The organism is Acinetobacter tandoii DSM 14970 = CIP 107469, from assembly GCF_000400735.1.
GTDB classification, from domain to species: Bacteria; Pseudomonadota; Gammaproteobacteria; order Pseudomonadales; family Moraxellaceae; genus Acinetobacter; species Acinetobacter tandoii.
This window is the reverse complement of record NZ_KE007365.1, coordinates 454,053-480,949: the sequence shown is the minus strand read 5'-3', so window position 1 is coordinate 480,949 and position 26,897 is coordinate 454,053. Positions and strand designations below refer to the sequence as shown.

The window sequence follows — 26,897 nt, the reverse complement described above, 5'->3', positions numbered from 1 at the left end:
GGAGCTTAAGCCATTTTTAAATGAGCTGGCAAAGCTGGAAGTTTCTGGTCTCGTCCTACCATATAGGTGTATTGGGCAAGGCTGAACATTTCGAGATCTTCTTCACTATTGCCATAAGCGTAAATGCTTGCATATTCAGCCACAGAGTATTGCTGAGAAATACGGTTTTTCTTTTCAATTCGACTACAGTCGGCAGATTGATAATATCCTGTAAGTCGACCATCTCGAATTTCAGTTTCAGTACAAATAAGATCAATCGACAATAATTGGCATAATGGTTTTAGATATAAATCGACTGATGCTGAAACCAAAACCACGTCATGTCCAAGTGCTTGATGTTGGCGCAATTGCTCAATAAATTTAGGGTCTAATTCGTGCATCAGTTGATGTGCATATTCTTCAGCAATTTGTAGAATTTCAGCATAATCAATGTCTTTAAACATGCCATAAAACAGTTTTGGTCGCATGGCGTGAGCAGGGTAGACATTTAAATAGTAGGCTTGAATCCATGGTAGGAGTTTCAAGCCTTGTTTGACGATATGTCTTTTGGAGAGTGCAAAAAAAATAAAGCCAGTAAAGCTGTCTTTTTTGCACAAAGTGCCATCAAAATCGAATAATGCTAGATTTTTATGCGTTTCGCCCGTTGCATACATGTTTCATAACGTCCATTTACACGGCTTGCAAACCAGTTGGTATTGTAATCGCGACTTAATTTTGGTCCAGAAATGACGACTTGAGGCATCATGGCATAAAATGCCTTTTTACCCGTTTTTTCTTCATATAATTTAGTCACTGCGCGATAAGTCGCAGTTTCTTCAAAGTCTTTCTCTTTTTCTTTCTTTAAATCGCTGCGAATTTGGCGTGGTGTAACTAAAACATTATTTTGAGCAAATACATTGATTAACTCTCGCTCTGATTCGCTTTTTGCTGAACGTACAGACCCATCTTTATTATAAAGTAGAAGATCACCGTCAAGGCTAAGTTCAGCTTCGGTCAAGTCATTTAACATGCTTTGGAAAGCTGCATTCCGACTTGAATACATACCTGAGTTGTAATCAGCAAAACGGTAAATCGCCTTGTCATAATCCGTTGGATACATCATTAAACGGTGAATACCGTAATATAGTCCGCCGTATTGGCTGTATAAGTCTGTACGTAGCTCTGCAATACTGCCACCTTGACGTTTATGTGCTTTGGCATAGCCGATGTGAACTTGCATAGATCCCAAGGTTGTAATGGGATTCATTTTTTCACCGACATCTTGTCCAACCAATTTGGCTGCGCCTGTAAGTGCGCTGACATGATAGTGTTGCGACATGTAGTCGAATATTTCACGATAAAGTTCATCCAATTGGCGCTCAGTTTGCACACGACGCATTTGGTTTAAGTAATTATCTTCGGGACTAGGCTGGGTTTTTAAAACTTCTTCAAAATAACCAGCAACTGTCCCACCAATGTTTTCACCCAATTTATCGGTAAATTTTTCGGTGAGACGGTCTTGCACTTCTTTAACTGCTTTTTCACCCAAACCAGGCACTTTAGGATCGGCAACAAAGTTAGATTCTTGATCGACTACAGCCACAATACTGCAAATATTTTCTTTAGTTTGAGGAATACCCAACTGCTCGGTAATGTCAAAAATATCTTTGGCCCAAGAACTGCGCTCATTTACACGTGAAGGAATAAGACGATTAATTTGATCACTATTTAAAGTAGGCTCGTCATCCTTCCACCATGAGTGATCGCCGCAGGCAATAAGACTAAATGAGAGTGCTAATACACTTAATGGCTTTAGTGATTGAATTAGGGATACAGAAAAAGCAGTTTTTCTCATAGTCTCTGGACAATAGGTAAGGGGGTGAGCAAATAGAGCAGGTGCAGTATACTATGTTGCTGATTAAAAGTTATGAATATATATGTATATTGCCTCCTATTAACTGTCAAATAATTTAGTTGTTGCCTTTAAAAGATGGGTGAGAAGGATGAAGGCTTTTAAATATTTTATCGAATTGCTGGCGGGTTCTAAACATGAGGCAATATGAAAACTATTTGTATACTTTAATCTTTCGTTGTTTTTGTGTTCTTTTTGTGTAAATGCTATAATTTTAGCATTGATAATAATTTTTTAAAAAACTGCTTGTCATGATGCAACTACACGTATCCAACTTAACTATGAGCCTAGCTGACCAGGAGCTGAGCTCTATAGCGCGAATACCTGCGATGCAGCGTCGACGGTTATCATCACTTGCGAAACTCGCATTAAATAATGCTATCCACGTTTTAGATCTTGGAAAAGCTGATTATATTGTATGGGTGTCACAATGTGGCGATGAGGCGAAAACCCTCACTATTTTGCAAGATGTGCTGAATGATCAAACACCATCGCCGACCCAGTTTTCGACTTCAGTGCATAATGCAATTTCTGGGTTATATTCCATTTTATGTCAGGATGCCACTCCAGCAACCAGTTTAGCTGGTTCATGGAATGATGGTTTAATTGAAGCATATGCATGGTTAAAAACAGCCCCCAATGCACGCCAAGTCTTAGTGGTTTATTATGAAGAACCATTGCCTGATATTTATGTAGAACATCAAGCGTTTTCTGCTTTTTCGATGGCAGCTTTAGTTTCATTGCAGCCAGTCAATTTGATCGTGAATGCCAATACCCTGCTTGAAGCAGAAGTACATTTTAGACAGGCTTTGAAATTTTATGATTTCTGGCAAAACTCTGACCAGAGTCAATACGAAGCGTGGACCAAATGCTAAAAAAAATGCAAATAAAACAAACAGCCAATTATATCTGGCGTGTTGGCGCAACTGGATTGAGTTTTGCCAGTTTTGGTCTTGGTGGTGTAGCGATTGGTGCTTTGATTGCCCCAATGGTGAAGTTGAGTTCACAAGACTTGGATATTCGCACGCAGCGGACACAAAAGGTTATTAAGCATAGCTTTAAGGGTTTTACCGAAATGATGGTAAAACTCGGCATTATGACTTATGAAGTTGAGGGCTTAGAGAAACTACAACAAAGTCAACAAGAACTGGTGATTGCCAATCATCCGACACTGATCGATGTGGTGGTTTTAATTGGCTTGATGGGACGGGCGAACTGTGTCGTGAAACAGACGCTATGGTCAAACCCATTTACTAAAGGGCCTGTACAAAATGCAGGTTATGTTTTAAATGCTGGTTCTGAGCAGTTTATTCAGGATTGTGTGTCAAAATTACAACAAGATCATGCAGCATCTTTGCTCATTTTTCCTGAAGGAACGCGGACTGCCAAGGGTGAACAGTTGAATGATTTTCAACGTGGTGCAGCTAATATTGCGTTGCGTGCTGGAGTCCCAATTCGTCCCGTACTGATTACATGTACACCATCGACACTCACGAAAAACGAAAAATGGTATCATATTCCAGATCGTCCCTTTCATATTCAAGTGAAAGTACTGGATGCAATTCGTGTGGAAGACGTATTGGATGACGTAACAGTTAATCCCAAAAATGTGCGTCAATTAAATCAACAATTACAGTGGTTTTTTAACCAAGAGTTATCCGTAAATGAGTAATCTTGCTGATGAATTAAAGCAAATGATTATTGATGTCCTTGCCCTTGAAGACATCAGTATTGACGACATTGATACAGACGCACCTTTATTTGGTGATGGTTTGGGTTTGGACTCAATTGATGCTTTAGAATTAGGTTTAGCTTTGAAAAAGCGCTATGGCATACATTTGAATGCAGAGTCGACTGAAACTAAAGAATATTTTAAATCAATTCAAAGCTTAGTGGCTTTGGTTGAAATGCAACAAACGGCATAAGAGGTTGTAATGCTAACTCAAGAACAAGTACTCGAAAAGTTACGTGAATGGATGGATGAACTTTTTGAGATTGAACAAGACGATGTTCAGTTAAATTCAAATCTTGCATCTGATTTAGATGTAGATAGTATTGATGCCATCGATTTGGTTGTAAAAATTAAAGAATTGACAGGTAAGCAAGTAAATCCTGAAGACTTTAAGAATGTCCGTACAGTGCAAGATGTTGTGACTGTTATTCAGAACATGTCTGCTGCATGAGCAATATTTTAAAAGGGGTAGCAGTGGTCGGATTGATCCTCTATCCTTTTTTTGTGGCTTATGCTTTAGCACATGGACAGTATATTTGGGTTAGCGCCTTATTGATTGCACTGGGTGTTCTTCGTCTATTGAGCAAGGGTAATGCGTTGCTGTGGCCATTAACGAGTTTTGCCATTTTATGTGGTGGACTCAGTTTGATTTTAAAAGATCATGCATGGCTTAAGCTTTACCCTGTCTTTATGAGCCTTGGGGCACTGTTTATTTTTGCTAGTACCTTGATCCGACCACCATCGATGATTGAACGTTTTGCACGTTTGGTCGAGCCTGATTTGCCCAAAGAAGGAGTAGAATGGACTCGTCAAGTCACTAAAGTCTGGTGTGGATTTTTCTGCATCAATGCAGTCATCGCGTTGATCACTGTTTTCTTTGCACCGATGAATATTTGGGTGTTGTATAACGGTCTGATTTCCTATGTCTTGATGGGTGGTTTGTTACTGGGTGAGTTCATCTTGCGCAAACGCCAGCAACGACTGCATCAGACACAGAAATAACAGCGACTTCGAACTATAGCGATTAGAAATACGGTTTTAAAAATAAATTTTATGTCTTGTCATTTTCAACACCATATACATTCATCTCGTCCCTTGTGTATTCAGGGGGACTTAAGTCTGATTTCTTTCCAAGCCTTTTGGTCGGATGTGGCTGAGCAAGCTGCGCAAATTCAACACTTGAATCAAACTGTATGGGCGCTTTGGGAACAAGACAGTTATGAGTTTTTGGTGTTATTGTTTGCGGCCTTGCAGGCAGGTAAAGAAGTACTGTTGCCTCCGCATCGGGTCAGTGACTTAGAAAAAGAACTGGCTGAGCAGCAGATTTATTTTTTAAAACGTTTGCCGTCGACTGTGCCATCGACGTTCGAACTTCAATTTGATGCTGCCTTTTCCAATCAGGCGCAGTTGTATTTCTATACTTCAGGCTCAACTGGGCAGCCGAAAAAGATTCCCCGCACTTTGCAACAACTGTTCAATGAAGTCTGTGGTTTAGAAGCCAGTTTTGATTTGCCTGAGCAGACGGTAGCCATTGCCACAGTGAGTCATCAACATATTTATGGTTTGTTGTTTAAGTTGTTGTGGCCCTTAGCCAGTGGACGCAGTTTTTATCAAAAACAACTGGCTTTCCCTGAAGATGTGGTTGATGTTCAAAAGAAAATCACCCATGTGCAGCTACCCAATTATGTGATTTCCAGCCCCGCTTTGCTGAAGCGCTGGACCACAGATGTGGTATTGCAAGACTGTCAGATGGTCTATTCTTCTGGTGGAAAGTTGGATGCAGGTGTGCGTCCTTTGCTGAACCGTCCGATTACCGAAGTGTTTGGTAGTTCTGAAACAGGTGGGATCGCTCACCGTCAGGCAGATGATGCACTATGGACACCTTTTGCCAATGTCGAAATAGAATGTACCGAGCAGCAAGAGTTAGCCGTTAAAACCAACCATGCCTTTAGCATGGATTGGATTTTGACAGGTGATAAAGTTCAGCTCGTGGATGCAGATAATCACAAAAGTCCATTTCAGTTATTGGGGCGTTTGGACCGCATTGTCAAACTCGAAGAAAAGCGTTTAAGTCTCGATGCAATTGAAGCGAAAATCGCTGAGTTGGCTGAAATACAGCAGTGCCATGTTTTAATTCATGAAAAAGAACAACGTCAGATTTTGGCGGTGGTGGTTGTACTGACCGAGGATGCAAGGGGGTTGCTCATCGAAAAGGGCAAAGCTGCATTTACTGCACAACTGAAAAAACAATTGCAACAGAAGCTGGAAAGTATCGCGATTCCGCGGCAGTGGCGGTTTTTAACGCAAATGCCACAAAATGCACAATCGAAGTTGAATAAACAGTATTTAAAATCGCTCTTTCAGCCGATGACCTTGCCTGTGGTATTGACGCAGCAATCTCAGGATACGCAGATCAGTTATGCTTTAGAATTTATGCCTGAGTTAGAGTGTTTTAAAGGACATTTCCCGAACTTCCCAATTTATCCGGGCGTAGGACAAATAGGATTTATCCAGCATTTTGCCAAACAAAACTGGGCAGATTTACTGTGGTGTAATGGTTTTGAGCAGTTAAAATTCCAAGGGCTGATCCAACCCTATCAAACGGTAGAACTAGTGCTCAGTCGTAAAGCACATAAGATCAGTTTTGAGCTAAAAAACGATGACAAAATATTGACATCAGGACGTTTGCTATTTGCTGTCCCTTCAGACGTTTAAGCCGAGAGACAAAATGAAACACTGCTTTGTGATTCCTGTGTATAACCATCCGCATTATTTGGCTGCGTTACTGTCGCATTTAAGCTCTTTTGAGTTACCGATTATTATGGTGAATGATGGCAGTGATACTGATTGTACAGCACTGTTACATCAGCTCGCGTATGACCACCCATTGGTCGATCTGGTTGAACATACACACAATCAGGGGAAGGGGCAGGCAGTGACCACTGGGTTAAAGCATGCTTATCAATGCGGTTATAGCCATGCCTTGCAATTAGATGCCGATGGACAACATGACTGGCAGGATGTGCAACGCTTTTTAGACACATCTATCCAACATCCTGAAGCCATGATTATTGGTCAGCCGATTTTTGATGCGACTGTTCCAAAAAAACGTCTCTATGGCCGTTATGCAACGCACATTTGGGTGTGGATTAACAGCCTGTCTTTTGACATTAAAGACAGCATGTGTGGCTTCCGTGTCTATCCTCTGGCGCAGACGGTGAACATTTTAAATACAGCCAAGTTTCAACCGCGTATGGGCTTTGACTCTGAAATTTTGGTGCGTTTGAAATGGGACAATGTGCCGTTTATCAATCTGCCCACACATGTGATTTACCCTGAAGATGGCATTTCACATTTCGATGTTTGGCGTGACAATCTGGGTATGGCGCGCGCGCATAGCCGCTTATTGGGTGGCATGCTGCTGCGGTTCCCCAAACTGATTTATCAGAAAGTCAAAGGCTAAGGCGGTCAGAGAAGCATATGCAGAAATGGAGCGCCGTGAAAGAGCGCGGCGGGATGTTGCCGCTGATGCTGATGCTGGGTTTCTACCGCTTGGGTGGGCGCTGGCTGTGCCGAGTCGTATTGTACTTTGTGATTTTATGGTACTGGCTTTTTTCCAATACCGCGCGTCAGGCTTCCCTGTTGTACTTAAAAAAACTGCATCATTTTGCAGGTGCGCAGTCACCGTTTCAGGCTGAGCCACAGCTTTGGCACAGCTATACGCATTTGATGCAATTTGGCGAATGTATTTTAGATAAAATTGAAGGTTGGCTTGGGCATATTTCGGAGCAGAACTTAAAGCTACATGGTCATGCGCACTTTCGTTCACACTATCAAAAAGGCGCGGTCATTGTGGTGTCACACTTTGGCAATATTGAATTACTGCGTGCAATTAAAGCAGAGCATTCGCAGAAAATTAATGTGTTGGTGTATCAAAAACATGCCACCAAGTTCAATGAGTTTTTAAAAAAACTGAATGAACATGCCGATGTCAATTTGGTTTCGGTGGATGAGCTTGGAATCGAAACAGCACTGATTTTACAGGATAAATTGGATCAGGGTGAATGGGTGATTGTGGCGGCAGACCGCGTACCTGTGCAGTCGGATCGGGTACAATCAGTTGCTTTTTTAGGCGAGCAAGCGCTGTGGCCGCAAGGCGCTTGGATTCTGGCCAGTTTATTAAAAGCCCCAGTGTTGGCGGTGTTTTGCTATCGGGTAGATACACATTTTGAAGTGCATATTCATCAAGTGGTGGAGCAGTTAAATTGGCCACGGAAAGAGCGTTTACAGGCCATGCAACAAACCACGCGACAGTATGTGGAACTGTTGGAGCAGCATTGCATACGCGCGCCTTATCAATGGTTTAATTTTTATAATTTTTGGAATAAAGGATAAGTCTTGTGTTAATTGTTGGGGAAACTCTGCTCAGTATTGAAGATGTTGTGGCTGTAGCGCGTAAAGAAAAACAGGTGGCATTGCCTACCTCTGCTGAATGGACAGCATTGATTCAACGCGGCGCAGATTTCCTCGATCAGTTGTTGCAAGACGAAGGCGTCATTTATGGTGTGACCACGGGTTATGGCGATTCGTGCTTAGTCGAAATTCCAGCACACCAAGTGCATGAGCTGCCACTACATTTGTCTCGTTTTCATGGCTGTGGCATGGGGCAAAACTTAGACCTGATTACAGCGCGAGCTGTGGTGGTGGTGCGCTTATGTTCTTTGGCACGCGGTTATTCGGGTGTTTCGCATGCCTTGTTGCAGCGTTTGGTCTGGATGCTGAATGAAGATGTCATTCCTGTGATTCCCTCAGAAGGTTCGGTGGGTGCCAGTGGGGATTTGACACCTTTGTCTTATATCGCGGGGGCCTTGGTCGGTGAGCGCGATGTGTACTATCAAGGTCAGATCGTACCGATTGCACAAGTGTATGCTGAAAAAGGTGTGCAGCCGTTGGTGATGCGTCCTAAAGAAGGCTTGGCCCTAATGAATGGTACAGCGGTCATGACCGCGATTGCTTGCCTGAATTATAAAAAAGCAGAACAGATTTCTTTTGCCAGTACTTTGATTACCGCACTGAATGTTTTGGCCTTAGAGGGCAATCCAAGTCATTTTGATGAAGTCCTGTTTGCACAAAAACCACATCCGGGACAGCAACATATTGCAGCTCAGTTACGTGACTGGTTAAACAGTGAAGTGCAGACCGAACACCAAAGTTCACGTCTGCAAGACCGTTATTCACTGCGCTGTGCGCCGCATGTCATTGGAGTGTTTGAAGACTCCAAAGTGTGGCTGCGTCAGTTTATTGAAAATGAGCTGAATTCAAGTAATGACAATCCATTGATTGACCCAGTGAACCTACGTGTATTGCATGGTGGTCATTTCTATGGCGGACATATTGCTCAAGCGATGGATAGTCTAAAAATCATGATTGCCAATATTGCCGACTTGATGGATCGTCAATTGGCGCAGTTGGTGGACTATAAAATGAACAATGGTTTACCGCGCAATTTAACTGGTTCAAGTCCTGAGCGTTTACCATTGAATCATGGCTTTAAAGCAGTGCAAATCGGGGTTTCGGCATGGACGGCAGAAGCTTTAAAACAGACACTCGCTGCATCGATTTTCTCACGCTCAACTGAATGTCATAATCAAGACAAAGTTAGCATGGGCACCATTGCTGCGCGTGATGCCAGTCGTGTGATTACTCTGACCGAACAAGTGATTGCGGCACTCAGCTGTGCAGCGGTTCAGGCGGTCAAACTCAAAGGTGTAGATACAGAACTCAGCCCTGTTTTAACAGCATTTCAACACTGGGTGCTTCAGAGCTTCACCTATGTAGAGGAAGATCGTCCTTTGCAACATGAACTTCAGGCATTGGTCAATCGCTTTGAAGATTTAGAACTGTTAGACAGCATTGCTGTTCAATATTCATAGGAAATGAGCATGTATGCTGATGTAATTATTGAAGTGCCCTTTCATGATGTCGATACCATGCATGTGGTGTGGCACGGTCATTATTTAAAATATTTTGAAATTGCACGATGCAAACTGTTAGATCAATTTCACTATAACTATAACCAGATGCGTGACTCAGGCTATGCATGGCCTGTGATTGAAAGCTATGTGCGTTATGTGCAGGGCATTGAGTTTGAGCAAAAAATTCGTGTGCGTGCTGTTTTGAAAGAATGGGAAAATCGTTTGAAAATTGAATATCTGATTTTCGATGCAGTTTCGGGCAGAAAGCTGACCAAGGGCTTTACTTCGCAAGTGGCGGTACACATTGAAAAACGTGAAATGTGCTTCCAGTCGCCGCAGGTGTTGTTGGACTGTTTAAATGCATGGCCTGAGTTTAAGGCGGAGTAATGCAAGCATGATTCGATACAAACTCTCTAAGACGATTTCCGTTGCGTGTATGGCAAGTGCGATGACTTTGCTTGCTCCCGCAGTGAATGCACAAAATACTGAATTGAAGCAGGTGTTTGCTCAACTCGGTGCAACGCCTGTGGTGCGTGCCCAATTTGAGCAGCAGAAAAAACTGGCAGCTCTGAATAAAACTTATGTGTCCAAAGGCACGGTACTGTTCAGCAAAAATCAAGGTGTGCTGTGGCAGATTCAAAGTCCAGTCAAAGCCGATTTGGTGGTGACACCGCGTAAGTTGGTACAAAAGACGCAGCGTACTTCCAGTCAAATTGAAGTTGACAAAACCCCGTATGGCTCTGTAGCGACGATGTTTTTACAGTTGATGTCGGGCAATGAGGCGGCTCTCGCTAAAAACTTTAATGTGGTGTCTGCCAACTACAGCCCGACGCAGTGGAATGTCAGCTTAACGCCGAAAAGCAGTCTATTTAAAAAGCTTTTTGTTCAAGTTGATGCGCAAGGTCAGCGTTATGTGGACCGTATCACGATTTTGGAACAAGCCAATAATCGCACCATCATTCGTTTTAGCCAGCAAACGGCTCAACCTCAAACTTTAACGGCTGCGGAAAATGCGCTTTTCCAATTGGCAAAATAAGTTTAGCGCCCTTTGGCTACTGATTTTGTGTGTCATTGCTTTGGCACTGGGCACGGCTTGGCTGAATAAAGGCATTAAGATTGAAACCAATATCTTTGCTCTGTTGCCTGAGGCCCATCAAGATGCGCATCTGGAACAAGCACAGCAATATGTGAGTCAGCAGTTAAATGATAAAGTCTTTGTGGTGTTAGATGCGAAAACAGATCAGCAATTAGAACAGGCAACACGAGCACTTAAAACCCAAGCTAATCAAAGTCAGCTGTTTTTACCTGTTCGTCCGCAGCTCGATCCCGATCAATTTGCCCAAGCGCTGTATCAGCACAAAGCAGGGCTATTATCCAAGACTGATCAGCAGCTTGTGCAGGGGCAGGACTATGCTGCGTTGATGGAGCAGGGCTTATTACAACTGATGAGTCCGGGCATGCCGATTACGGCTGAAATGCTCAAGCAAGATCCTTTACTGTTGTTTCCTCGTTATGCAGTGGGTTTAAGTGCTTTACAAAGCAATGCTGATATCAATTTAGAGCAAGGCTTTACTACGATTCGTGATGAGCAGGGCATTTCGCGCCTGATGGTGCTTCAGCTCAACAACAGCCCTTATAACATTGCCTACCAAGAGCAGACCGCTGCCTTTATTCAAAGCATCAATCAGCAGCTCAACCAGTTGCAGATTAAACCGCACTGGACAGGCACGTTACTGTTTGCACAGTTTGGTACCAATTCTGCTAAAGAGGAAATCTCGACCATTGGCGTGGGCTCGACTATTGGCATTTTACTGCTGGTCTGGTTTGGTTTCCGTTCGATACGACCCATGCTAACGGAAATGGTTGCGGTGGGTACAGGTAGTCTGGTGGCCTTTGCGGTAACATATTGGATTTTTGGCGAAATTCATCTGATGACACTGGTCTTTGGTGCCAGTTTGATTGGAGTCTGTGTCGATTTTTCATTTTACTTCATGGCCATGCAGTCTCAGCACCGACAGATCGATGGATTTGCTGTTTTAAAACCATTATTGCCGAGTCTATTTGTGGGGTTGATGACCACGCTATTGGCCTATGTGGTGCTGAGTTTTACCCCATTTCCAGGGTTTAAACAAATTGCAGTTTTTTCCATGGTTGGATTGAGTGCTGCATGGGTGACCAGCATTTTATTACTGCCACGTTTGCCTGCGCTGAATGCGGAACCAGCGATACGTTCACTGGGTTTTATTGGCAAAGCACGTAATTATGTGCAAAGCCACAACACGCTGCGCTATGGCATGATTTCACTGATTGTACTGGTAACAGGCAGCAGCCTCGCCTTTCTGAAAAGTAATGATGACATCCGTAATTTACAAAGTATGGATGCTACCTTAAAGCAAGAAGATCAATACATTCGCTCGCGCTTTATGCAACAGCAAAGCAGCGAATATTTTGTGGTACAGGGCCGAACACCCGCAGAGTTAGAACAGCATGAACAGCAACTGCTGGCAAAACTTGCTCCCTTACAGCAGGTTGGCAAGTTAGATGCTGTGCAAGCTTTAGGGCAGTGGATTCCCTCGCTTGAGCAGCAAAAACAGAATGTTGCGATGTTACAGGCGATTCCTCAGCACGCTTTAGTGGAATATGCACAGGCGTTACAGCTTAATACTGCCGATGTTTTAAATTGGCAAGCGCATTTAAAAGACCAACCGTTATTGACTGAAGCAGTCTTTAAAGATCATCCGTTGCATTTTCTGCAGATGAGCCCGACGCAACGTTTAGTGATGCTACAAAATGTGCATGATGTGAACGCTGTGCAGCAGCTTGAAAATGCTGATGTGCAACTGTTACGTCCTGTTCATCAACTGTCTGAGTTATTCAAACAACATCGTGAACAGGCGCAATGGCTATTGCTTAGTGCTTTGATGATTTTAGCCATTGGCTTGGGTGTACTTTATGGCAAAAAATCTATTCTGCCTTTGGTGTTGCCTGTCAGCATGGCCTTAATGACCACGTTTGCGATTCAAGCATGGCTGGGTGTCGAGATTAATTTATTTAGTATTATGGGCACCTTTTTGATCATTGGAATTGGGGTCGATTATGCGATTTTCTACCGCCACGGACATGATCATCCGCAGGTGGTGGGTATGGCTTTATTCCTGTGTATGATGTCGACTTTCTTCGGGTTTGGCTTATTGTCGTTTAGTCATACTTATGCCATTCACAGTTTTGGCTTAACAGTTTTATTGGGCGTTATTTTTTCGTTTCTTTATGCCACACTTTTTACATCTTCCGATGTAAAACATGTTGTGGTTCAACAATATCAGCCAAAGAGCTGAGTTAAAGGGTACAGTGCAATGAGCACCATGCAACAAACAGATGTTTTAATTATTGGGGCGGGACCATCAGGCAGTTCGGCAGCAGCTTTGCTACGCCAAAAAGGCCATCAAGTCACAGTTATCGAAAAGCAATATTTTCCACGCTTCTCCATTGGCGAGTCCTTATTACCGCAGTGTATGGTGTTTTTAGAAGAAGCGGGCTTATTGGATACGGTTCGTGCACATGCTGATGAATATGCATTTCAGTTTAAAAATGGTGCAGCCTTTTTAAGAGGCACGCAGCGCAGTTTTTATGACTTTACCCAAAAATTTAGCGAAGGTCCTGGCACCACATGGCAGGTAAGACGTGCCAATTTTGACCAGCTCTTAGCTCAGCAAGCCGAAAAAATGGGCGCAGATATTCGTTTTGGTCATGAAGTTTTGGCGGTCGATGTCGCATCCGCACAGCCGATTTTGACGGTCAAAGATGAGCAAGGCAACAACTATCAAATTCAGGGTAAATTCTTATTGGATGCCAGTGGTTTTGGTCGCATTTTGCCGAAGTTTCTCGATTTAGAGAGTCCGTCGGACTTTCCAGTGCGCCGTGCGGTCTTTACCCATATTGAAGATGGTTTGTTGGATGATCCTGAATTTGACCGCGAGAAAATTTTAATTACCGTGCATGAAAAAGACCACCGTGCATGGTATTGGCTGATTCCCTTTGCCGATGGACGTTCTTCATTTGGTATTGTGGCGGAGCAAGATTTTTTTGAAAAATACGGCTATGACGGCAGTGTAGATTATGATTTAGAAGCCTTACAGAAACGTATTTTAGCTGATGATGTCAGTTTGTCACATGTGCTGCGTCACGCCAAACATGATACTCCAGTACGTACTTTGGTGGGCTACTCTGCCGATGTGAAACATTTGGCATCTGAAAACTATGCACTACTCGGCAATGCAGGTGAGTTTTTAGATCCTGTGTTTTCCTCGGGTGTAACGATTGCATTGAAATCTTCCAGCTTAGCGGTGCCTTTGGTCGAGCAAGTACTGCAAGGGCTGGCAGTAGATTGGATGGAGCAATACGAAAAGCCACTGCGTAAAGGTATTCAAGTGTTCCGTGCCTATGTTGAGTCATGGTATTCAGGAGAGTTTCAGGATGTGGTGTTTTCGACTCAGCAGGATGAAAAAATCCGCCGTATGATTGCATCTTTACTGGCAGGTTATGCATGGGATACAACTAACCCGATCCATCGTAATGCCAAGCAACGCTTGAGCACTTTGGCAGAATATTGCCGCGAAGCACAACAACAGAATGAGTTGCTGACTGATGAAACTTAAGCTGTGTTTAAAGACCATCAGTTGGGTTTTAGCCAGTGCTTTGCTTTGTAGTGCCTGTCAAAGTTGGATCCCTAAAGCGCAAGGATTGGCGACTCCGCAGTGGGTGGCACAAAATTACCAACGCCAAGATCAAATAGAAGTGCAGTGGAAAACACAGAGTTTTAGCTTTTTACTGTACCAGCAGCAACAGGGACAATCACTTGACATGTTGGCGCTCAGCCTTACAGGGCAGCAGTTGTTTAAGCTCAGTTTTGACGGTCAAAAGGTTAAAGTTGAACAGCGTATTGAGCCGATGAAGTTGTTACCATTTGATTATGTGGTGCGCGATATTCTGTATGCAACATATCCAAATTTTGCTGCATTACATGCTGCTCAAAACACTGTTATACAAAAAGCAGATACCATTTATATTCAACAGCAGCCTGTGTTGAAAACTCAGCAAAATGAAGGGGTAATTGAACTGGATAATTTGCAAGTGCCATATCAAATGGTGATCAGTGCAGTGAGTAATACTTTAGAAGATGATCAAGGCGGTATCGATGACTAAAAATGTACAGCATACTTCAGCCGTCGGTATTCAGTTCAGTGCAGCGCTGTCAGCTTTGGGACAAAATCCTGTGGAGCTTCAACATGCGTTAACAAGCGCCGAAAATACCTTGTCGCAACGAGAGGATCTGATTGCCGGGCGTAAGGTATGGGTAGGTGCTGCTGATCAAACCTTAATTCAAGACATTCCTGAAGTTTTGAGCATTACCGATTCGCGTAATTTACGCTTTGCCTTGACGACTTTGGCACAAATTGAAACCAAAATTCGTACTTATACTGCACAGTTTCCAAAACAACGTCTTGCGGTGATTATCGGCACGTCAACGTCAGGAATTGCGGATAATGAACCAGTTTTAAAAATGCAGTTTCAACAGTCAGCACCACAGTCTGTACAGCACCAAAAACAAGAAATGGGCAGTTTAGCGAAAGCCTTACAACAGTATTTGGGCTGGGAAGGGCCTGCTTATACCATTTCTACCGCTTGCTCCTCGGCGGCCAAAGCCATGGCAGCGGGGCAACGTTTGCTCAATGCCGATTTGGTTGATGCTGTGTTGGTTGGAGGCGTTGATACGCTATGTAAACTTACCTTAAATGGTTTTGACAGTTTGGAAAGTTTATCGAGCAGTATTTGTCAGCCTTGTGGTGCTAATCGTGATGGCATCAATATTGGTGAAGCCGCAGGACTATTTTTATTGTCGAAATCACCAGCACCTGTAATGTTGCTATCGAGTGGTGAGTCAATGGATGCTTGGCATATTTCAGCACCACATCCAGAAGGGCGAGGGGCTGCTGAAGCAATGCAAAAAGCATTAGCTGCTGCACAGCTTGAAGCCCGCGATATTGGTTATTTAAACTTGCATGGTACTTCTACACCGCAAAATGATGCGATGGAGATTAAAGCTGTGCATACTGTGTTTTCAGACAATATGGTGGCATTAAGTAGCACCAAACATAAAACAGGGCATTGTCTAGGGGCAGCGGGTGCAATCGAAGCATTTATTTGTCAACAGGTTTTATTGGATCAATCATGGTTACCGCTGCATCATTCTGGTGAATTGGATGATGCTTTGGCTAAGCAAAATTATGTGCTCGATTCTAATTTAACAGCGCCAATACGTTATGTTATGAGTAATTCATTTGCGTTTGGTGGTAGCAATATTAGTCTAATTTTGGGGACAGTTTTGCCATGATGGATGCAGTACAGTTTATTCCGCACGAAAAAACCATGGTTTTTGTCAGCCATCTTATTGAAGTGAAGGATAAGTTTGCCATTGCAGAACTTCATATCACACCGGATTTGATGTTTTGTGAGTCAGAAGGTTTGCCAACATGGAGCAGTATTGAGCTGATGGCACAGACCATCAGTGTCTATGCAGGCTATAAAGGACAAACTCAGGGATTGCCACCAAAAATTGGTTTTTTATTGGGAACGCGTAAAATGCAGTTGCCTTGTGCCTATTTTAGTTTAGGGACCACGGTGCAGATTCGGGTAGAACAAAGTTATCTGCATGAGGGTTTAGGGCAGTTTCATTGTGAAATTGAATATCAAGAACACAAATTCAGTGCCATGTTGAGTGTATTTGAGCCTGAAAATATGAACGAAATTATTGGAAAATTAGTGTGAATAAAAGAATTTTAGTAACAGGTTCGAGTCGAGGAATTGGCAAAGCGATTGCTTTAGAGTTAGCCAAAGCAGGCTTTGATGTCACGGTACATGCACGTTCAAGACAGTCAGAAGCAGAAGCAGTAGCACAGGAGATTCAAGCCTTAGGTCAAGACAGCCATGTGTTGATGTTTGATGTGAATGACCGTGAAAAAATTGCAACGATTTTAGAGCAAGATATTGCACAGCATGGCGCTTTTTATGGGGTGGTGCTGAATGCAGGACTCACTCGAGACGGGGCTTTTCCTGCATTGACCGATGATGACTGGGATGATGTGGTTTCAACTTCATTAAATGGTTTTTATAATGTGCTAAAACCAGTAATGATGCCAATGATCCGCTTGAAAAAAGGTGGTCGTATTGTGACCTTGTCTTCAGTGTCTGGATTGATGGGCAACCGTGGTCAAGTCAACTACAGTGCAGCTAAAGCGGGCTTGATTGGTGCGACCAAAGCACTGGCGCTAGAGTTGGCAAAACGTAAAATCACGGTGAACTGTGTAGCTCCGGGCTTGATTGAAACTGAAATGGTGACCGAAGAAGTCAAGGAACATGCTTTGAAAATGATTCCGATGCAACGCATGGGGCAGGTGGAAGAAGTTGCAAAAGCCGTGAAGTTTTTATGTAGTGATGATGCCAGTTATATCACCCGCCAAGTGATTTCAGTCAATGGGGGGCTGATCTAATGAAACGTGTTGTTGTGACAGGAATGTCTGGAATTACCTCTTTAGGCGAAACCGCAGACCAAATTTTTGAACAATTTGCACAAGGCAAAAGTGGTATTCGTTATATGCCTGATTGGGAAATTTATTCCGATTTACGCAGTAAATTGGGCGGCCCAGTCGAATCATTTACCGTACCCAAGCATTTTAATCGCAAGGTTACACGAGGCATGGGCCGCGTTGCTTTAATGTCGGTGGTCTGTGCTGAAAAAGCATTAGAAAATGCAGGTTTACTAAATAATGATATTTTAAAAAGTGGTGAAACTGGTGTAGCGTTTGGTTCATCTGCTGGAAGTGTGGATGCTGTACGTGAATTTGGTTCGATGTTGATTGATAATAATATGAATCAAATGAATGCGACGACTTATATTCGGATGATGTCGCATACCAGTGCAGTGAATATGACCATCTATTTTGGCTTAAAAGGTTTAACGCTGCCAACTTCAAGTGCCTGTACCTCAGGTTCTATGGCCATTGGACAGGCGTATGAAGCTATTAAATATGGCAAGCAAACCGTAATGATAGCAGGTGGCGCAGAAGAGCTGAGTGCTGCAGGTTCGGCTGTGTTTGACGTACTCTTAGCTACCAGTATGCAAAATGATCGACCTGAAATAACGCCACGCCCTTTTGACGCGAACCGAGATGGTTTGGTGGTGGGAGAAGGTGCAGGTTGCCTCATTTTAGAAGAATATGAACATGCCAAAAAACGCGGCGCTACAATTCATGCCGAGATTGTCGGTTATGGAAGCAATACTGATGGTCAGCATGTGACTCGACCTGATTCTGAAATGATGGGGCGTTGTATGCAGTTTGCATTGAAAGATGCACAGCTTACTGCCGCTGATATTGATTATGTCAATGCACACGGGACATCAACTGATCAAGGAGATATCGCTGAATCACAGGCGACAGCGCAAATCTTGGGTAAAAAACCGATTAGTTCATTAAAAAGTTATTTTGGGCATACATTGGGGGCATGTGGTGCTATTGAAGCATGGTTAAGTATTGAAATGATGCACCGCAAACAGTTGGTGCCTACGTTAAATTTAGATCAGATTGATAGTGCTTGCGGTGATTTAGATTATATTGTGTCAGGTATGCGTTCCGCAGAAACGCAAATTATCATGAGCAATAATTTTGCTTTTGGAGGGATTAACACCTCTCTAATTTTTAAACGTGTTGAATAAAACAAAGGTTATAATGATGTCTTTTAATAATATTTTTGCAGCAACAGTATTTTCTTTATGTGGTATTGCTTCTGTTCAAGCGGCAGACCAGATGTATGATTTTAATTTCCAAGATGCGGTGAATCGTGCAGTTGCCGATGGGGTATTGGATGGATCAGTTAAATTTTATTTGGCGGGAACCAAGTCGGGTGGCAAAGTGATTCAAAAAGATTTGGTGACCAACAAAAAAACCAATGGTTTTGCCAAGTCAGCAGAAAGTTCATGTGACCATGTATTACGTTCCGCACTGATTCAATTTCAAAACACAGCTAAAGCCAATGGGGCAAATGCCGTGACTAATGTGGTGAGTTTCTATAAATCAAATGAAAAACGCAGCACGACTACATACCAATGCGCTAAAGGAACAGCATTGGCGGGCGTAGCATTAAAAGGGAATTTGGTGAAATTCTAGAGTAGTCAAGAATATTGATTATCCCAGAGATAAACATCTTTTTAAGACTGTTTAAACTCGGATTTGCCTAAATCCGAGTTTAATTGACCATATTAGATTGTTAATAAGATTGGCTACTCGGGTTCTCTGCGATGAAATCCTTTCATGGCACCATTAATTTGTATGTCATCTCACTTAGCATGTGTCTTTATTAACTTAGATTCATGAATTGTTCCAAATTTTTTGACATCGTATGGCTTTCTAGATTTACAATAGCCGTGTTGATTCGTATCTCTGCTCCAAGCTATTGAATCCTTTCCTAAGCTAAAGGCGTTTTCACAAAGTTCTTGTTGTAACGTGTGAGGAATCATTCCTGACACAATATCGAGTTTTACCATCAGCTTATTATATATTCGCCAATTGAAGCTATTTTTTAACCATACTAAACATTTACGTCATGACTATTGAAGTGACGAAAATGAGGGCTAAGGAATAGCTAAACGTGCTGGAGAGTATTTCAAATTGATTGAGAATGTGGGAATTTAAAAATTGAGTCAAAACAACACTATTAAAGAATTGTTTGATAGATCAATAGACAAGAAACTTTGGGTTGCTCCGATGGCGGGTGTGACAGATCGCCCATTTCGGACACTTTGTAAATACTTTGGCGCTGGACACGCGGTCAGTGAGATGATGACAGCAGATAAAACCCTGCGTATGAGCAAAAAAAGTTTGTATCGAGCTAACTTTGATGGAGAGTTAGCTCCAATCTCAGCGCAAATTGCAGGTTCCGATCCGAAAGATTTGGCAGAGGCAGCTCGTTACCAAGTCGCAAATGGAGCGCAAATTGTCGACATTAATATGGGTTGTCCTGCCAAGAAAGTGTGTAATAAGTTGGCTGGTTCTGCTTTATTACAAGATGAAGATTTGGTTGCGCGGATTTTAGATGAAGTTGTTGCTGCGGTAGATGTACCAGTTACCTTAAAAACGCGTTTGGGCTTTTTAAATGGCCATGAAAATATTTTGCGTGTAGCGCAAAGAGCCGAGCAAGCAGGTATTGCTGCTTTGGCATTACATGGGCGTACTCGTGAAGATATGTATTTAAATACTGCACGTTATGACCTAATCAAAGAAGTTAAACAATCACTGAATATTCCCGTAATTGCCAACGGTGACATTGATAGTCCTGAAAAAGCCAAACATGTATTGGACTATACGGGTGCAGATGCAATTATGATTGGGCGTGCTGCACAGGGCCGACCTTGGATTTTTAGAGAAATCGCACATTATTTAACAACAGGACAGCATTTAGCTGCACCACAGATTGCAGAAGTCAAAGAGGTTCTACTCGGACATTTAGCCGAACTCTATCAATTTTATGGTGAATACTCAGGCTGCCGAATTGCACGTAAGCATATTGCTTGGTATACCAAAGGACTACGAGCAAGCAATGAATTTCGCCAGAACATGTATAAGGTCGAAACCACAGCAGAACAGGCTCAAGTTGTTGAAACTTATTTCGATTTATTGTTGAGTGAAGGTCAAACCATGCACGATGTTCAAGTGGAACAGGTTAATTTACTTGATATTTAAAAGTCGGATGTAAAAAGCCCAGCTATTGCTGGGCTTTTCATTTATTGTGCCTGACTTAATTCCAGCACCAATTGATTGATCAAATCAGCGGCTTCCAATTCCCGAATTTGAGCCACATTCGAGCCTGCCCAGAATGCTCCATAGCTATGGTCACCTTGTTGACTTGCTGCTGCATGTAATTGTTTAGCTAAGTCATAAGTATATGGGTAAGCAGGTACAGCAGGACGGTCTGGTTGATCCACTGTCATGTGCCAAGTGTTTACTAATCCACGGGCAGGGCGACCAGAAATACTGTCCGTAATTTGTGTAACTGGTGCATTTAATAATGCTTTACGATAAGCAGCATTTGCATTTGAACTTTTACACTGCACAAATGCAGTGCCGAGTTGAACCGCTTGAGCACCAAGCTGTAGTAATACATGTGCTTGCTGTCCCGTCATAATTCCACCTGCGGCGATTACTGGAATATGGCAATGTTGACTCAATAGTTGCACTAAATCAGAAGTTTTGATTGCACCGTCAATACTTTGATTAAAAATACCACGATGACCACCCGCTTCAATTCCTTGAGCAATAACAATATCAATGCCTGCTGCTTCAATTGCCAGTGCTTCTGGCAAGTTTGTCGCAGAGACCATAGTAAGAATACCCGCAGCTTTTAATGCTTTTATTTGATGTGGGTGTGGAATACCAAAGTGAAAGCTTACGGCTTTAGGTCTGGTTTCAAGCACAAGATTTAAAAAATCATCATTGTCTAAAAAACTTGGATAAATACATTCTAGCTGTTGAGGAGCAGCGATATTTAAGCGCGAGAATTGTGGGCTTAAATATTCGATCCATTTCGCTGCAATCGCTTGGTCTAAAACTTGGCTTTGGTGGCAGAAAAAATTCACTTGAAATGAATGATCTGTTAAGGCTTGAGTTGCAAGAATTTGTTCGCGTGCAGAACTTACAGAACTTGCTCCTAAGCCTAATGAACCCAATCCACCTTGATTAGAAACCTCTGCTGCCAATGTCGGTGTGGAAACACCTGCCATCGGCGCTAGAAAAATAGGATGTTTAATTTCTAGTTGTTCTAATAAAGACATAATCAGGCTCCATATATTTACTTAACTGTGCCCAAGCTGAATAAAATAAGCAAATAATATTCACTATTTAATCTAAAAATATGGATTAGAAATACTGACTTTGTATGTAATTTTATAATTTATGTGGCTGTGTTATAGAGCTTTAAATAAAAAATTTAAGCAATAAAAAAACACCCTATAGCAGGGTGTTTTTTTGTGGAAGATTATTGTTGAGCTTTTTCTTTTACGTCACCAGCACCTTGCTCAACAGCACCCGCAACATGAGCTGTTGCGTCTTTTGCGGCATCTTTCACGTCTTTAGCAGCAGCTTCGGTTTTAGCAGCAGCCTCATCCGTTGCATTGTCAATTTTATTTACCGCTTCATTGGTTGCAGCTTGAGTTTTAGCAGCAGCCTCACTAGCAGCATTTTCCATATCATGGCTCGCTTGTTGAGCAGCATTTTCCAAATGCTCGCCTGTCGTAGCACCAGTTTCTGGAGCTTTTTCTTTACTACATCCAACCAAAGTCACAGCAGCAGCTAGACCTAAAACAATAAGCAATTTATTCATAAGAAGTTTCCTTTTTATTTGTTCTATCCGACTAAGGGATAGACAAAATATAAAGTAAATTTGCTGAAAGTATGCTCAAAAAATGTTAAGTATTTGTAATTATTATTGATACTCTGGTGTGGGTGTGAAACATATCGATATTATTCTGTAAATCGTTAGTGATGCCTTCTGAACTAATAAAAATATGAAATTGTTAAGATATACTTTATAGTGTACAGTGATTATGAAGAACTGATTTTTTATGACTTGTTTTATTTCTAATAAGTCTAGAAAAATTTTAGGTCGAATATAAATTATTGTTTTGAACAAAAATGCCAATCGAATTTAAATGAATAGATATTTAAGTTCATTACTTAATCATCATTTAAAACAAATATTTAAATTTTATTTAATAAGATTTTAAGCATTAAATGGGATTAAACACTTATAAATATTAAGGGATTTTATCATCTGTTTTTTATTAAATGTTAAAAAATTGATGTTTTATGTCAATAAAATAATTTATAATGTGAATTGAGTCACACTTTTTCTGTTTGGTTAAGTCATGATTTTACAACAATACAAAATTGTTTTTGGTGGGACGATGGGGGCGGGTAAATCTGCTGCGATAAAAACACTTTCTGATGTAGCAGTAATTAGCACAGAAGCAGTAAATACCGATACCCAAGCTCATTCTAAACTTTTAACCACAGTCGGAATTGATTATGGTGAGATTAAATTAGATGACGATACAAAAATAGGCTTATATGGAACCCCAGGGCAAGACCGATTTGATTTTATGTGGTCAATTGTCTGTAAAGGAGCCATAGGGATAGTATTGCTGATTGATCATAGTAGTTCAGAAAGATTGCTTGATTTAGAATTTTATTTAAACGCATTTGAAAATTATGGTTCTAATATTGTGGTGGGTATAACCCATATAGATGTAGAACATGAATTAAAGTTAAAAACTTATAGAGACTGGATGCGTATCCATCAAAAAAATTATCCTATATTTGCTGTGGATGCGCGTGAAAAAGATGATGTGCTACTTTTAATTGAGACATTAATTGCAATGCTTGAAAGCCAAAACCTTGTAGCGATTTGATGGGTAATTCAAATGTCTATTTTATTTGAAATGGTACAGCTAATTTAGAATTCACTTATGCAGAGATATATGTTCTATACATAATGTTCATCGTTTTTTTTGATTATTTTTTTCTAGAGTGCGTTGAACTCATTATCTGAACTCAAATCTCTTTGAGAATCAATGTGGGAATTTACGTAGTCAGTATTTTTAATTGATCGAAAATAATCCAATTTATATATTTTGGAGGATGAGTTTAAGTTTAGAAAATGGGTAAGTTTTTTATCGGCGGCAACATTTGATTGTCCCAATCGTCTTAATGGATTTTGTCCATAATGACATTTTAATTGATGAAAATGTGTGATCACTTTCAGAAATTAAATAAAAAATAGATGGAATTTTGGGTGTAAGGATGTGTTTTAAATCTTGAAATTATGGTTAATTTTGAATGAAGAGCATTTTAAATATTGCAGTATTTGGACTAAGTTTAAGTACGTTAGATCATATTAAAACGCAGGTTTTACTTGCACTACCATCTTCAACACAGGTGAAATGGGTAAATTTGGCAGAGAGTAAAATTGATCTGTTGCTTGTAAATGATGTGTTCTTTAATGCACCAGGTATTCAGAAAGTTTTGAGTAATCCACATATTACCTATTTGCGTTTAGTCAAAAAGGTCGAACATGCTGGGCGTATTATAGGTGATCAACTCTTTTACCCTTTTTCAAATTTAGAGCATCTACATGAATGGCTGTCTGAAAAATTGATACCAGTCACGGCTATGCCTTTTTCGTTACCTGTAAGTAATAAAGCAACGTCAATTTTGCCAACGATTACTCCACAGGAACAAATGTCAATCGAGAAGGTATTTGCTGAAATATTCACTCCAAGAAATGGTTTTATTCAATTATTTGATGCGAGTGGTTTTTTAGCTTTGATTGATACACGTACAGAAAGAGTATGGGTAGGCGCAGGTAAAACTATTCAACTGAATTCAACTTTGAATCAAACTTATGCAACAGCGCAATTTGTTCAAGATATGACAAAAAATAAAGAAGTTTATGATTTGCGCACATGGTTGTGGAAAGTGGTGAATGCTTCAACAGATTTGAAACTACTTGAGGTTAAGCTAAATCAGAATTTTAAATTAGATCTTTGGCCTCAATTTGAACGTGATTTTAAGCGTAAAGAGTTTCTAAAAATGGCAGCATGTTTCTCGCATGGCGCAAAAATAAGCGATGTAAAACAGTTTTTGAATTTAAGTCATGATCAGATATTGAATTTTGTATCTTGTGCTGTTTTACTGCAATTGGGGCGTTTTGTAGATCAAAATGAAGTGAAGTTTCAGGAAGATACAAAACAAGTAGAATCTGGCCAGGGACATAAACTTCGTAGTTTTATTGGAAAATTACGCAAAAAACTTGGCTTATAAATAATCTGCGCCTAATCATAATTTTAACGGGGTAATTCCCATACCAAGAGGAAACAAGAAATGGCACGTGTTAGTCTAGATGCTCTAACAAGTTTAGATGGTTTTGTAGCAGCAGCACTGGTAGATAGCGACAGTGGTCTTGCTTTAGCTACACAGGGGACTGGTGTAGATTTAGAACTTGCAGCTGCGGGTAATACTGAAGTGATTCGTTCTAAACGCAAAGTGGCAAAAGCATTGCAACTCAATGATAATATTGAAGATATTCTTATTTCTTTGGGTAAGCAATACCACTTAATTCGCCCATTAGATACCAATGAATCATTATTTTTGTATTTGGTACTCGACCGCGCTAAATCAAACTTGGCTATGGCTCGTTATGAACTTAAAGGCTTTGAAAAAGGTCTTGATTTTTCTTAATAAAATCAAAGCTATTCAAATGCCAATGTAACTCACATTGGCATTTTTTTGGTTCTTATTCTAATAATAAATTTGGTGTGCAGTTTTAAAAGTGCTTAAATGGAGCTGAACTAATTCAGGCAGGGCTTGATAGCCACCAGCCAAGACAAACATCAAAGGAATCTGATGTTTTTTAGCTAATCTGAAAATCATCTCATCCCGTTTTTCTATTAACTCGGTGCTAAACCAAGTAGAACCACAAGGATCATTTTGGTGACAGTCCATGCCAGCCTGATAAACAATTAGATCGGCATTCCATTCAATTGCCCTTTTAAAGGCTTGATAAATGGCGAGGATATATTGGCTAAAATTCCCACTATGTTTATGTATGTGACTGGTTTCAGAACGTTCGTAGGTGGGGCAGCCAAAGGCAAGTCCATAAATACTATAATTAAATAGATTCTCGTATCGCTTGGTAAACTCAGCTGTTCCATTCCCTCCGTGTTGATCACAATCGAGTACAAAAATACGTTTATTAGGAAATGTTTGGGCGATGAGTGCTAAACCATTAAATGTACAAAATGAACTACCGAAATCATAAATAGCGTGATGAAATCCTTGAGCAATATTGGCAGAAATTTGATGTTTCCATGCTAATTCAGCTGCAAGAATTTGACCTGCATTAATTTGATAAACAGCATCTCTAAGTTGCGTGTTCCAAGGTTTAAAGCCCTGAAATGTTGCCATCTTTTCAGGACTTCCTGTATGAAATGCATCGACATATTCAGGAGCATGTAATTGCTTTAAACTCTCTATTGATAGAGGATGAGGCTCATGAAAATTTGCTATGCCTAAGGGTTTTAATGCCTCAGCCACCGCAGTTAATTTCTCCATACTATTGGTATGAGTTTGTGCGAAGTACTGCGGAGAGTAACAAACCTGAAGCATCGGACTAACCTTGAATCTGCATTAATGCAATATCACGTAATTGTTGGAGTTGAGTCGTTCCTGGACTAAATAAGCCATTATCAACTTGCTGTTTATAATGTGTTGTAAAAGCTCGTTCACGATTTTCTGGTGAAACAGCTAAGGTTGTAAGGCGTAAAAACCAAAACCCATTAATGGCTGAGTAAGGTATAACGTAGCCTTTAAATTTCTGATTGGCTAATTTTTCCTGAATGAGGGTACGATCATAATTCACAGAAAATAATGATCCAGCGGGTAAACATACGCCATTCATTAAAACAGGTTTCAAGCTAATACAAGAGTGATTATCTCCCATATTTAATTTTTCTAATAAAATCGGTTGTTGTTGTTCATCGACAAAAATATTGATTTCACCTTGTCTAAGCATACGACCATGCGCAATTTTAAGGAAGAAATTTTCTGCCATTGGGCATGAACCCACTTTAGGCTTTTCCTCTAAAGCTTTTAATTCGACTAGACCTGTTTGTGCAGACGTTCTAGGTAAAATAATATCGGCAATTAAACTACATAAAAGTTTACTTTCTTCTAATGTTGCCTGTGAAGAAATCCCACGGAGTTTTTGTTGCAGTTTAATTTGCTGCTGTACTTCCAACTTAAACTCTTCAGGCGTTGAGTCAGGAAGTGTATGTGCTGCATGATTTAGATCTAAATTATGCCAATCTGAAATTGCGAACTGAGATTGCTCCAGCAAAGTTTTTAATCCTTTTGTTTCAAATTGATTAAAAAGTTTTAAATCAGAAAAATCTCGTGGCAATCGAGTGGTATTGATGTATTCAGCCAATACTCGAGTTGCCTGTGTGTAGCCACAGCCTCGGCGTTCTGTCTGATGTGAAAAATGCTCATTGAGCATTTCGGTCAGTTTAAAGGATAGCGGATGAATATGTAGTTTGAACAATTGAATAATTTCGTGATCGGTTTCGTTCATCCTTGCCTCATTTTTATACAAAAACATTTTGAAGTACATTTCTTTTAAATGAAATGTCTGATTT

At 41.0% G+C, this 26,897-nt stretch carries 29 protein-coding genes; 23 read left to right on the top strand and 6 right to left on the bottom strand.

Going from position 1 to position 26,897, the window contains the following annotated elements; translation table 11 throughout:
• Positions 1 to 5: 5 nt before the first annotated feature.
• Positions 6 to 653, bottom strand: a complete 648-nt coding sequence (locus I593_RS06260; RefSeq protein WP_016166728.1) for an HAD-IB family hydrolase — start codon at positions 651 to 653, stop codon at positions 6 to 8.
• On the bottom strand, positions 620 to 1,834 hold the full coding sequence (locus tag I593_RS06255) for a DUF1615 family protein (RefSeq protein ID WP_016166727.1): 1,215 nt from the start codon (positions 1,832 to 1,834) through the stop codon (positions 620 to 622). The genes I593_RS06260 and I593_RS06255 overlap by 34 nt, the downstream gene beginning before the upstream one ends.
• 308 nt (positions 1,835 to 2,142) lie before the next feature.
• Here I593_RS06255 and I593_RS06250 point away from each other — a divergent pair, with 308 nt between their 5' ends.
• The 20 genes from I593_RS06250 to dusB all read left to right on the top strand — a co-directional run bounded on the left by I593_RS06250 (position 2,143) and on the right by dusB (position 20,391).
• On the top strand, positions 2,143 to 2,766 hold the full coding sequence (locus tag I593_RS06250; protein WP_016166726.1) for a beta-ketoacyl synthase chain length factor: 624 nt from the start codon (positions 2,143 to 2,145) through the stop codon (positions 2,764 to 2,766).
• Positions 2,760 to 3,563 carry a lysophospholipid acyltransferase family protein gene (locus I593_RS06245; RefSeq protein WP_016166725.1) on the top strand — a complete coding sequence of 268 codons (804 nt, stop codon included), beginning with the start codon at positions 2,760 to 2,762 and terminating at the stop codon, positions 3,561 to 3,563. The genes I593_RS06250 and I593_RS06245 overlap by 7 nt, the downstream gene beginning before the upstream one ends.
• On the top strand, positions 3,556 to 3,816 hold the full coding sequence (locus tag I593_RS06240) for a phosphopantetheine-binding protein (RefSeq protein ID WP_016166724.1): 261 nt from the start codon (positions 3,556 to 3,558) through the stop codon (positions 3,814 to 3,816). Before I593_RS06245 ends, I593_RS06240 begins: the two co-directional genes overlap by 8 nt.
• Positions 3,817 to 3,825: 9 nt before the next feature.
• Positions 3,826 to 4,074, top strand: a complete 249-nt coding sequence (locus I593_RS06235) for an acyl carrier protein (RefSeq protein WP_016166723.1) — start codon at positions 3,826 to 3,828, stop codon at positions 4,072 to 4,074.
• A complete protein-coding gene (locus I593_RS06230) occupies positions 4,071 to 4,625 on the top strand; it encodes a COG4648 family protein (RefSeq protein WP_016166722.1) in 555 nt (184 codons plus the stop codon). The genes I593_RS06235 and I593_RS06230 overlap by 4 nt, the downstream gene beginning before the upstream one ends.
• Before the next feature lie 51 nt (positions 4,626 to 4,676).
• On the top strand, positions 4,677 to 6,338 hold the full coding sequence (locus tag I593_RS06225) for an ApeI family dehydratase (protein ID WP_016166721.1): 1,662 nt from the start codon (positions 4,677 to 4,679) through the stop codon (positions 6,336 to 6,338).
• A 13-nt stretch (positions 6,339 to 6,351) separates the two neighbouring features.
• Positions 6,352 to 7,086, top strand: coding sequence for a glycosyltransferase family 2 protein (locus I593_RS06220; RefSeq protein ID WP_016166720.1), 735 nt, complete (start codon positions 6,352 to 6,354; stop codon positions 7,084 to 7,086).
• Between the two features lie 17 nt (positions 7,087 to 7,103).
• Positions 7,104 to 8,018 (top strand): LpxL/LpxP family acyltransferase, encoded by a 915-nt coding sequence (locus I593_RS06215; RefSeq protein WP_016166719.1) that lies wholly within the window; start codon positions 7,104 to 7,106, stop codon positions 8,016 to 8,018.
• Positions 8,019 to 8,023: 5 nt separating this feature from the next.
• Entirely contained in the window at positions 8,024 to 9,556 is a 1,533-nt protein-coding gene (locus I593_RS06210) for an HAL/PAL/TAL family ammonia-lyase (RefSeq protein ID WP_016166718.1), read from the top strand.
• Positions 9,557 to 9,565: 9 nt separating this feature from the next.
• Positions 9,566 to 9,985: an acyl-CoA thioesterase gene (locus I593_RS06205; RefSeq protein ID WP_005090845.1), complete on the top strand. Its 420-nt coding sequence runs from the start codon at positions 9,566 to 9,568 to the stop codon at positions 9,983 to 9,985.
• A 7-nt stretch (positions 9,986 to 9,992) separates the two neighbouring features.
• The gene (locus I593_RS06200; RefSeq protein WP_016166717.1) at positions 9,993 to 10,634 is read left to right on the top strand and encodes a LolA family protein; all 642 of its coding nucleotides are present in this window, start codon (positions 9,993 to 9,995) and stop codon (positions 10,632 to 10,634) included.
• Positions 10,609 to 12,933, top strand: coding sequence for an MMPL family transporter (locus tag I593_RS06195; RefSeq protein ID WP_016166716.1), 2,325 nt, complete (start codon positions 10,609 to 10,611; stop codon positions 12,931 to 12,933). Before I593_RS06200 ends, I593_RS06195 begins: the two co-directional genes overlap by 26 nt.
• An 18-nt stretch (positions 12,934 to 12,951) precedes the next feature.
• On the top strand, positions 12,952 to 14,253 hold the full coding sequence (locus I593_RS06190; protein WP_016166715.1) for an NAD(P)/FAD-dependent oxidoreductase: 1,302 nt from the start codon (positions 12,952 to 12,954) through the stop codon (positions 14,251 to 14,253).
• Positions 14,243 to 14,800 (top strand): DUF3261 domain-containing protein, encoded by a 558-nt coding sequence (locus I593_RS06185; protein WP_016166714.1) that lies wholly within the window; start codon positions 14,243 to 14,245, stop codon positions 14,798 to 14,800. The genes I593_RS06190 and I593_RS06185 overlap by 11 nt, the downstream gene beginning before the upstream one ends.
• Entirely contained in the window at positions 14,793 to 15,989 is a 1,197-nt protein-coding gene (locus I593_RS06180) for a beta-ketoacyl-[acyl-carrier-protein] synthase family protein (RefSeq protein WP_016166713.1), read from the top strand. The genes I593_RS06185 and I593_RS06180 overlap by 8 nt, the downstream gene beginning before the upstream one ends.
• Positions 15,986 to 16,423: a hotdog family protein gene (locus I593_RS06175; protein ID WP_016166712.1), complete on the top strand. Its 438-nt coding sequence runs from the start codon at positions 15,986 to 15,988 to the stop codon at positions 16,421 to 16,423. The genes I593_RS06180 and I593_RS06175 overlap by 4 nt, the downstream gene beginning before the upstream one ends.
• The gene (locus I593_RS06170) at positions 16,420 to 17,145 is read left to right on the top strand and encodes a 3-ketoacyl-ACP reductase FabG2 (protein ID WP_016166711.1); all 726 of its coding nucleotides are present in this window, start codon (positions 16,420 to 16,422) and stop codon (positions 17,143 to 17,145) included. Before I593_RS06175 ends, I593_RS06170 begins: the two co-directional genes overlap by 4 nt.
• Positions 17,145 to 18,368, top strand: coding sequence for a beta-ketoacyl-ACP synthase (locus I593_RS06165; protein ID WP_016166710.1), 1,224 nt, complete (start codon positions 17,145 to 17,147; stop codon positions 18,366 to 18,368). Before I593_RS06170 ends, I593_RS06165 begins: the two co-directional genes overlap by 1 nt.
• Positions 18,369 to 18,384: 16 nt before the next feature.
• On the top strand, positions 18,385 to 18,819 hold the full coding sequence (locus tag I593_RS06160) for an excinuclease (protein ID WP_026441059.1): 435 nt from the start codon (positions 18,385 to 18,387) through the stop codon (positions 18,817 to 18,819).
• A 555-nt stretch (positions 18,820 to 19,374) separates the two neighbouring features.
• Positions 19,375 to 20,391 (top strand): tRNA dihydrouridine synthase DusB, encoded by a 1,017-nt coding sequence (gene dusB, locus I593_RS06150; RefSeq protein WP_035302169.1) that lies wholly within the window; start codon positions 19,375 to 19,377, stop codon positions 20,389 to 20,391.
• Between the two features lie 41 nt (positions 20,392 to 20,432).
• Here the strand turns inward: dusB and I593_RS06145 are convergent, their stop codons facing one another.
• Positions 20,433 to 21,479, bottom strand: a complete 1,047-nt coding sequence (locus I593_RS06145) for an NAD(P)H-dependent flavin oxidoreductase (RefSeq protein WP_016166707.1) — start codon at positions 21,477 to 21,479, stop codon at positions 20,433 to 20,435.
• Positions 21,480 to 21,682: 203 nt separating this feature from the next.
• Positions 21,683 to 22,027, bottom strand: coding sequence for a hypothetical protein (locus tag I593_RS06140; protein ID WP_016166706.1), 345 nt, complete (start codon positions 22,025 to 22,027; stop codon positions 21,683 to 21,685).
• A 544-nt stretch (positions 22,028 to 22,571) separates the two neighbouring features.
• Between I593_RS06140 and I593_RS06135 the strand changes: the two genes are divergently transcribed.
• The 3 genes from I593_RS06135 to I593_RS06125 all read left to right on the top strand — a co-directional run bounded on the left by I593_RS06135 (position 22,572) and on the right by I593_RS06125 (position 24,942).
• Positions 22,572 to 23,114 (top strand): GTP-binding protein, encoded by a 543-nt coding sequence (locus tag I593_RS06135; RefSeq protein ID WP_016166705.1) that lies wholly within the window; start codon positions 22,572 to 22,574, stop codon positions 23,112 to 23,114.
• A 427-nt stretch (positions 23,115 to 23,541) separates the two neighbouring features.
• Positions 23,542 to 24,525 carry a hypothetical protein gene (locus I593_RS06130; RefSeq protein WP_016166704.1) on the top strand — a complete coding sequence of 328 codons (984 nt, stop codon included), beginning with the start codon at positions 23,542 to 23,544 and terminating at the stop codon, positions 24,523 to 24,525.
• Between the two features lie 60 nt (positions 24,526 to 24,585).
• On the top strand, positions 24,586 to 24,942 hold the full coding sequence (locus I593_RS06125; protein ID WP_016166703.1) for a hypothetical protein: 357 nt from the start codon (positions 24,586 to 24,588) through the stop codon (positions 24,940 to 24,942).
• Between the two features lie 60 nt (positions 24,943 to 25,002).
• On the opposite strand, the gene I593_RS06120 is transcribed toward I593_RS06125, so the two are convergent.
• Positions 25,003 to 25,869 (bottom strand): arginase family protein, encoded by an 867-nt coding sequence (locus I593_RS06120; protein ID WP_016166702.1) that lies wholly within the window; start codon positions 25,867 to 25,869, stop codon positions 25,003 to 25,005.
• A 4-nt stretch (positions 25,870 to 25,873) separates the two neighbouring features.
• A complete protein-coding gene (locus tag I593_RS06115; RefSeq protein WP_016166701.1) occupies positions 25,874 to 26,833 on the bottom strand; it encodes a hypothetical protein in 960 nt (319 codons plus the stop codon).
• Positions 26,834 to 26,897 lie beyond the last annotated feature (64 nt).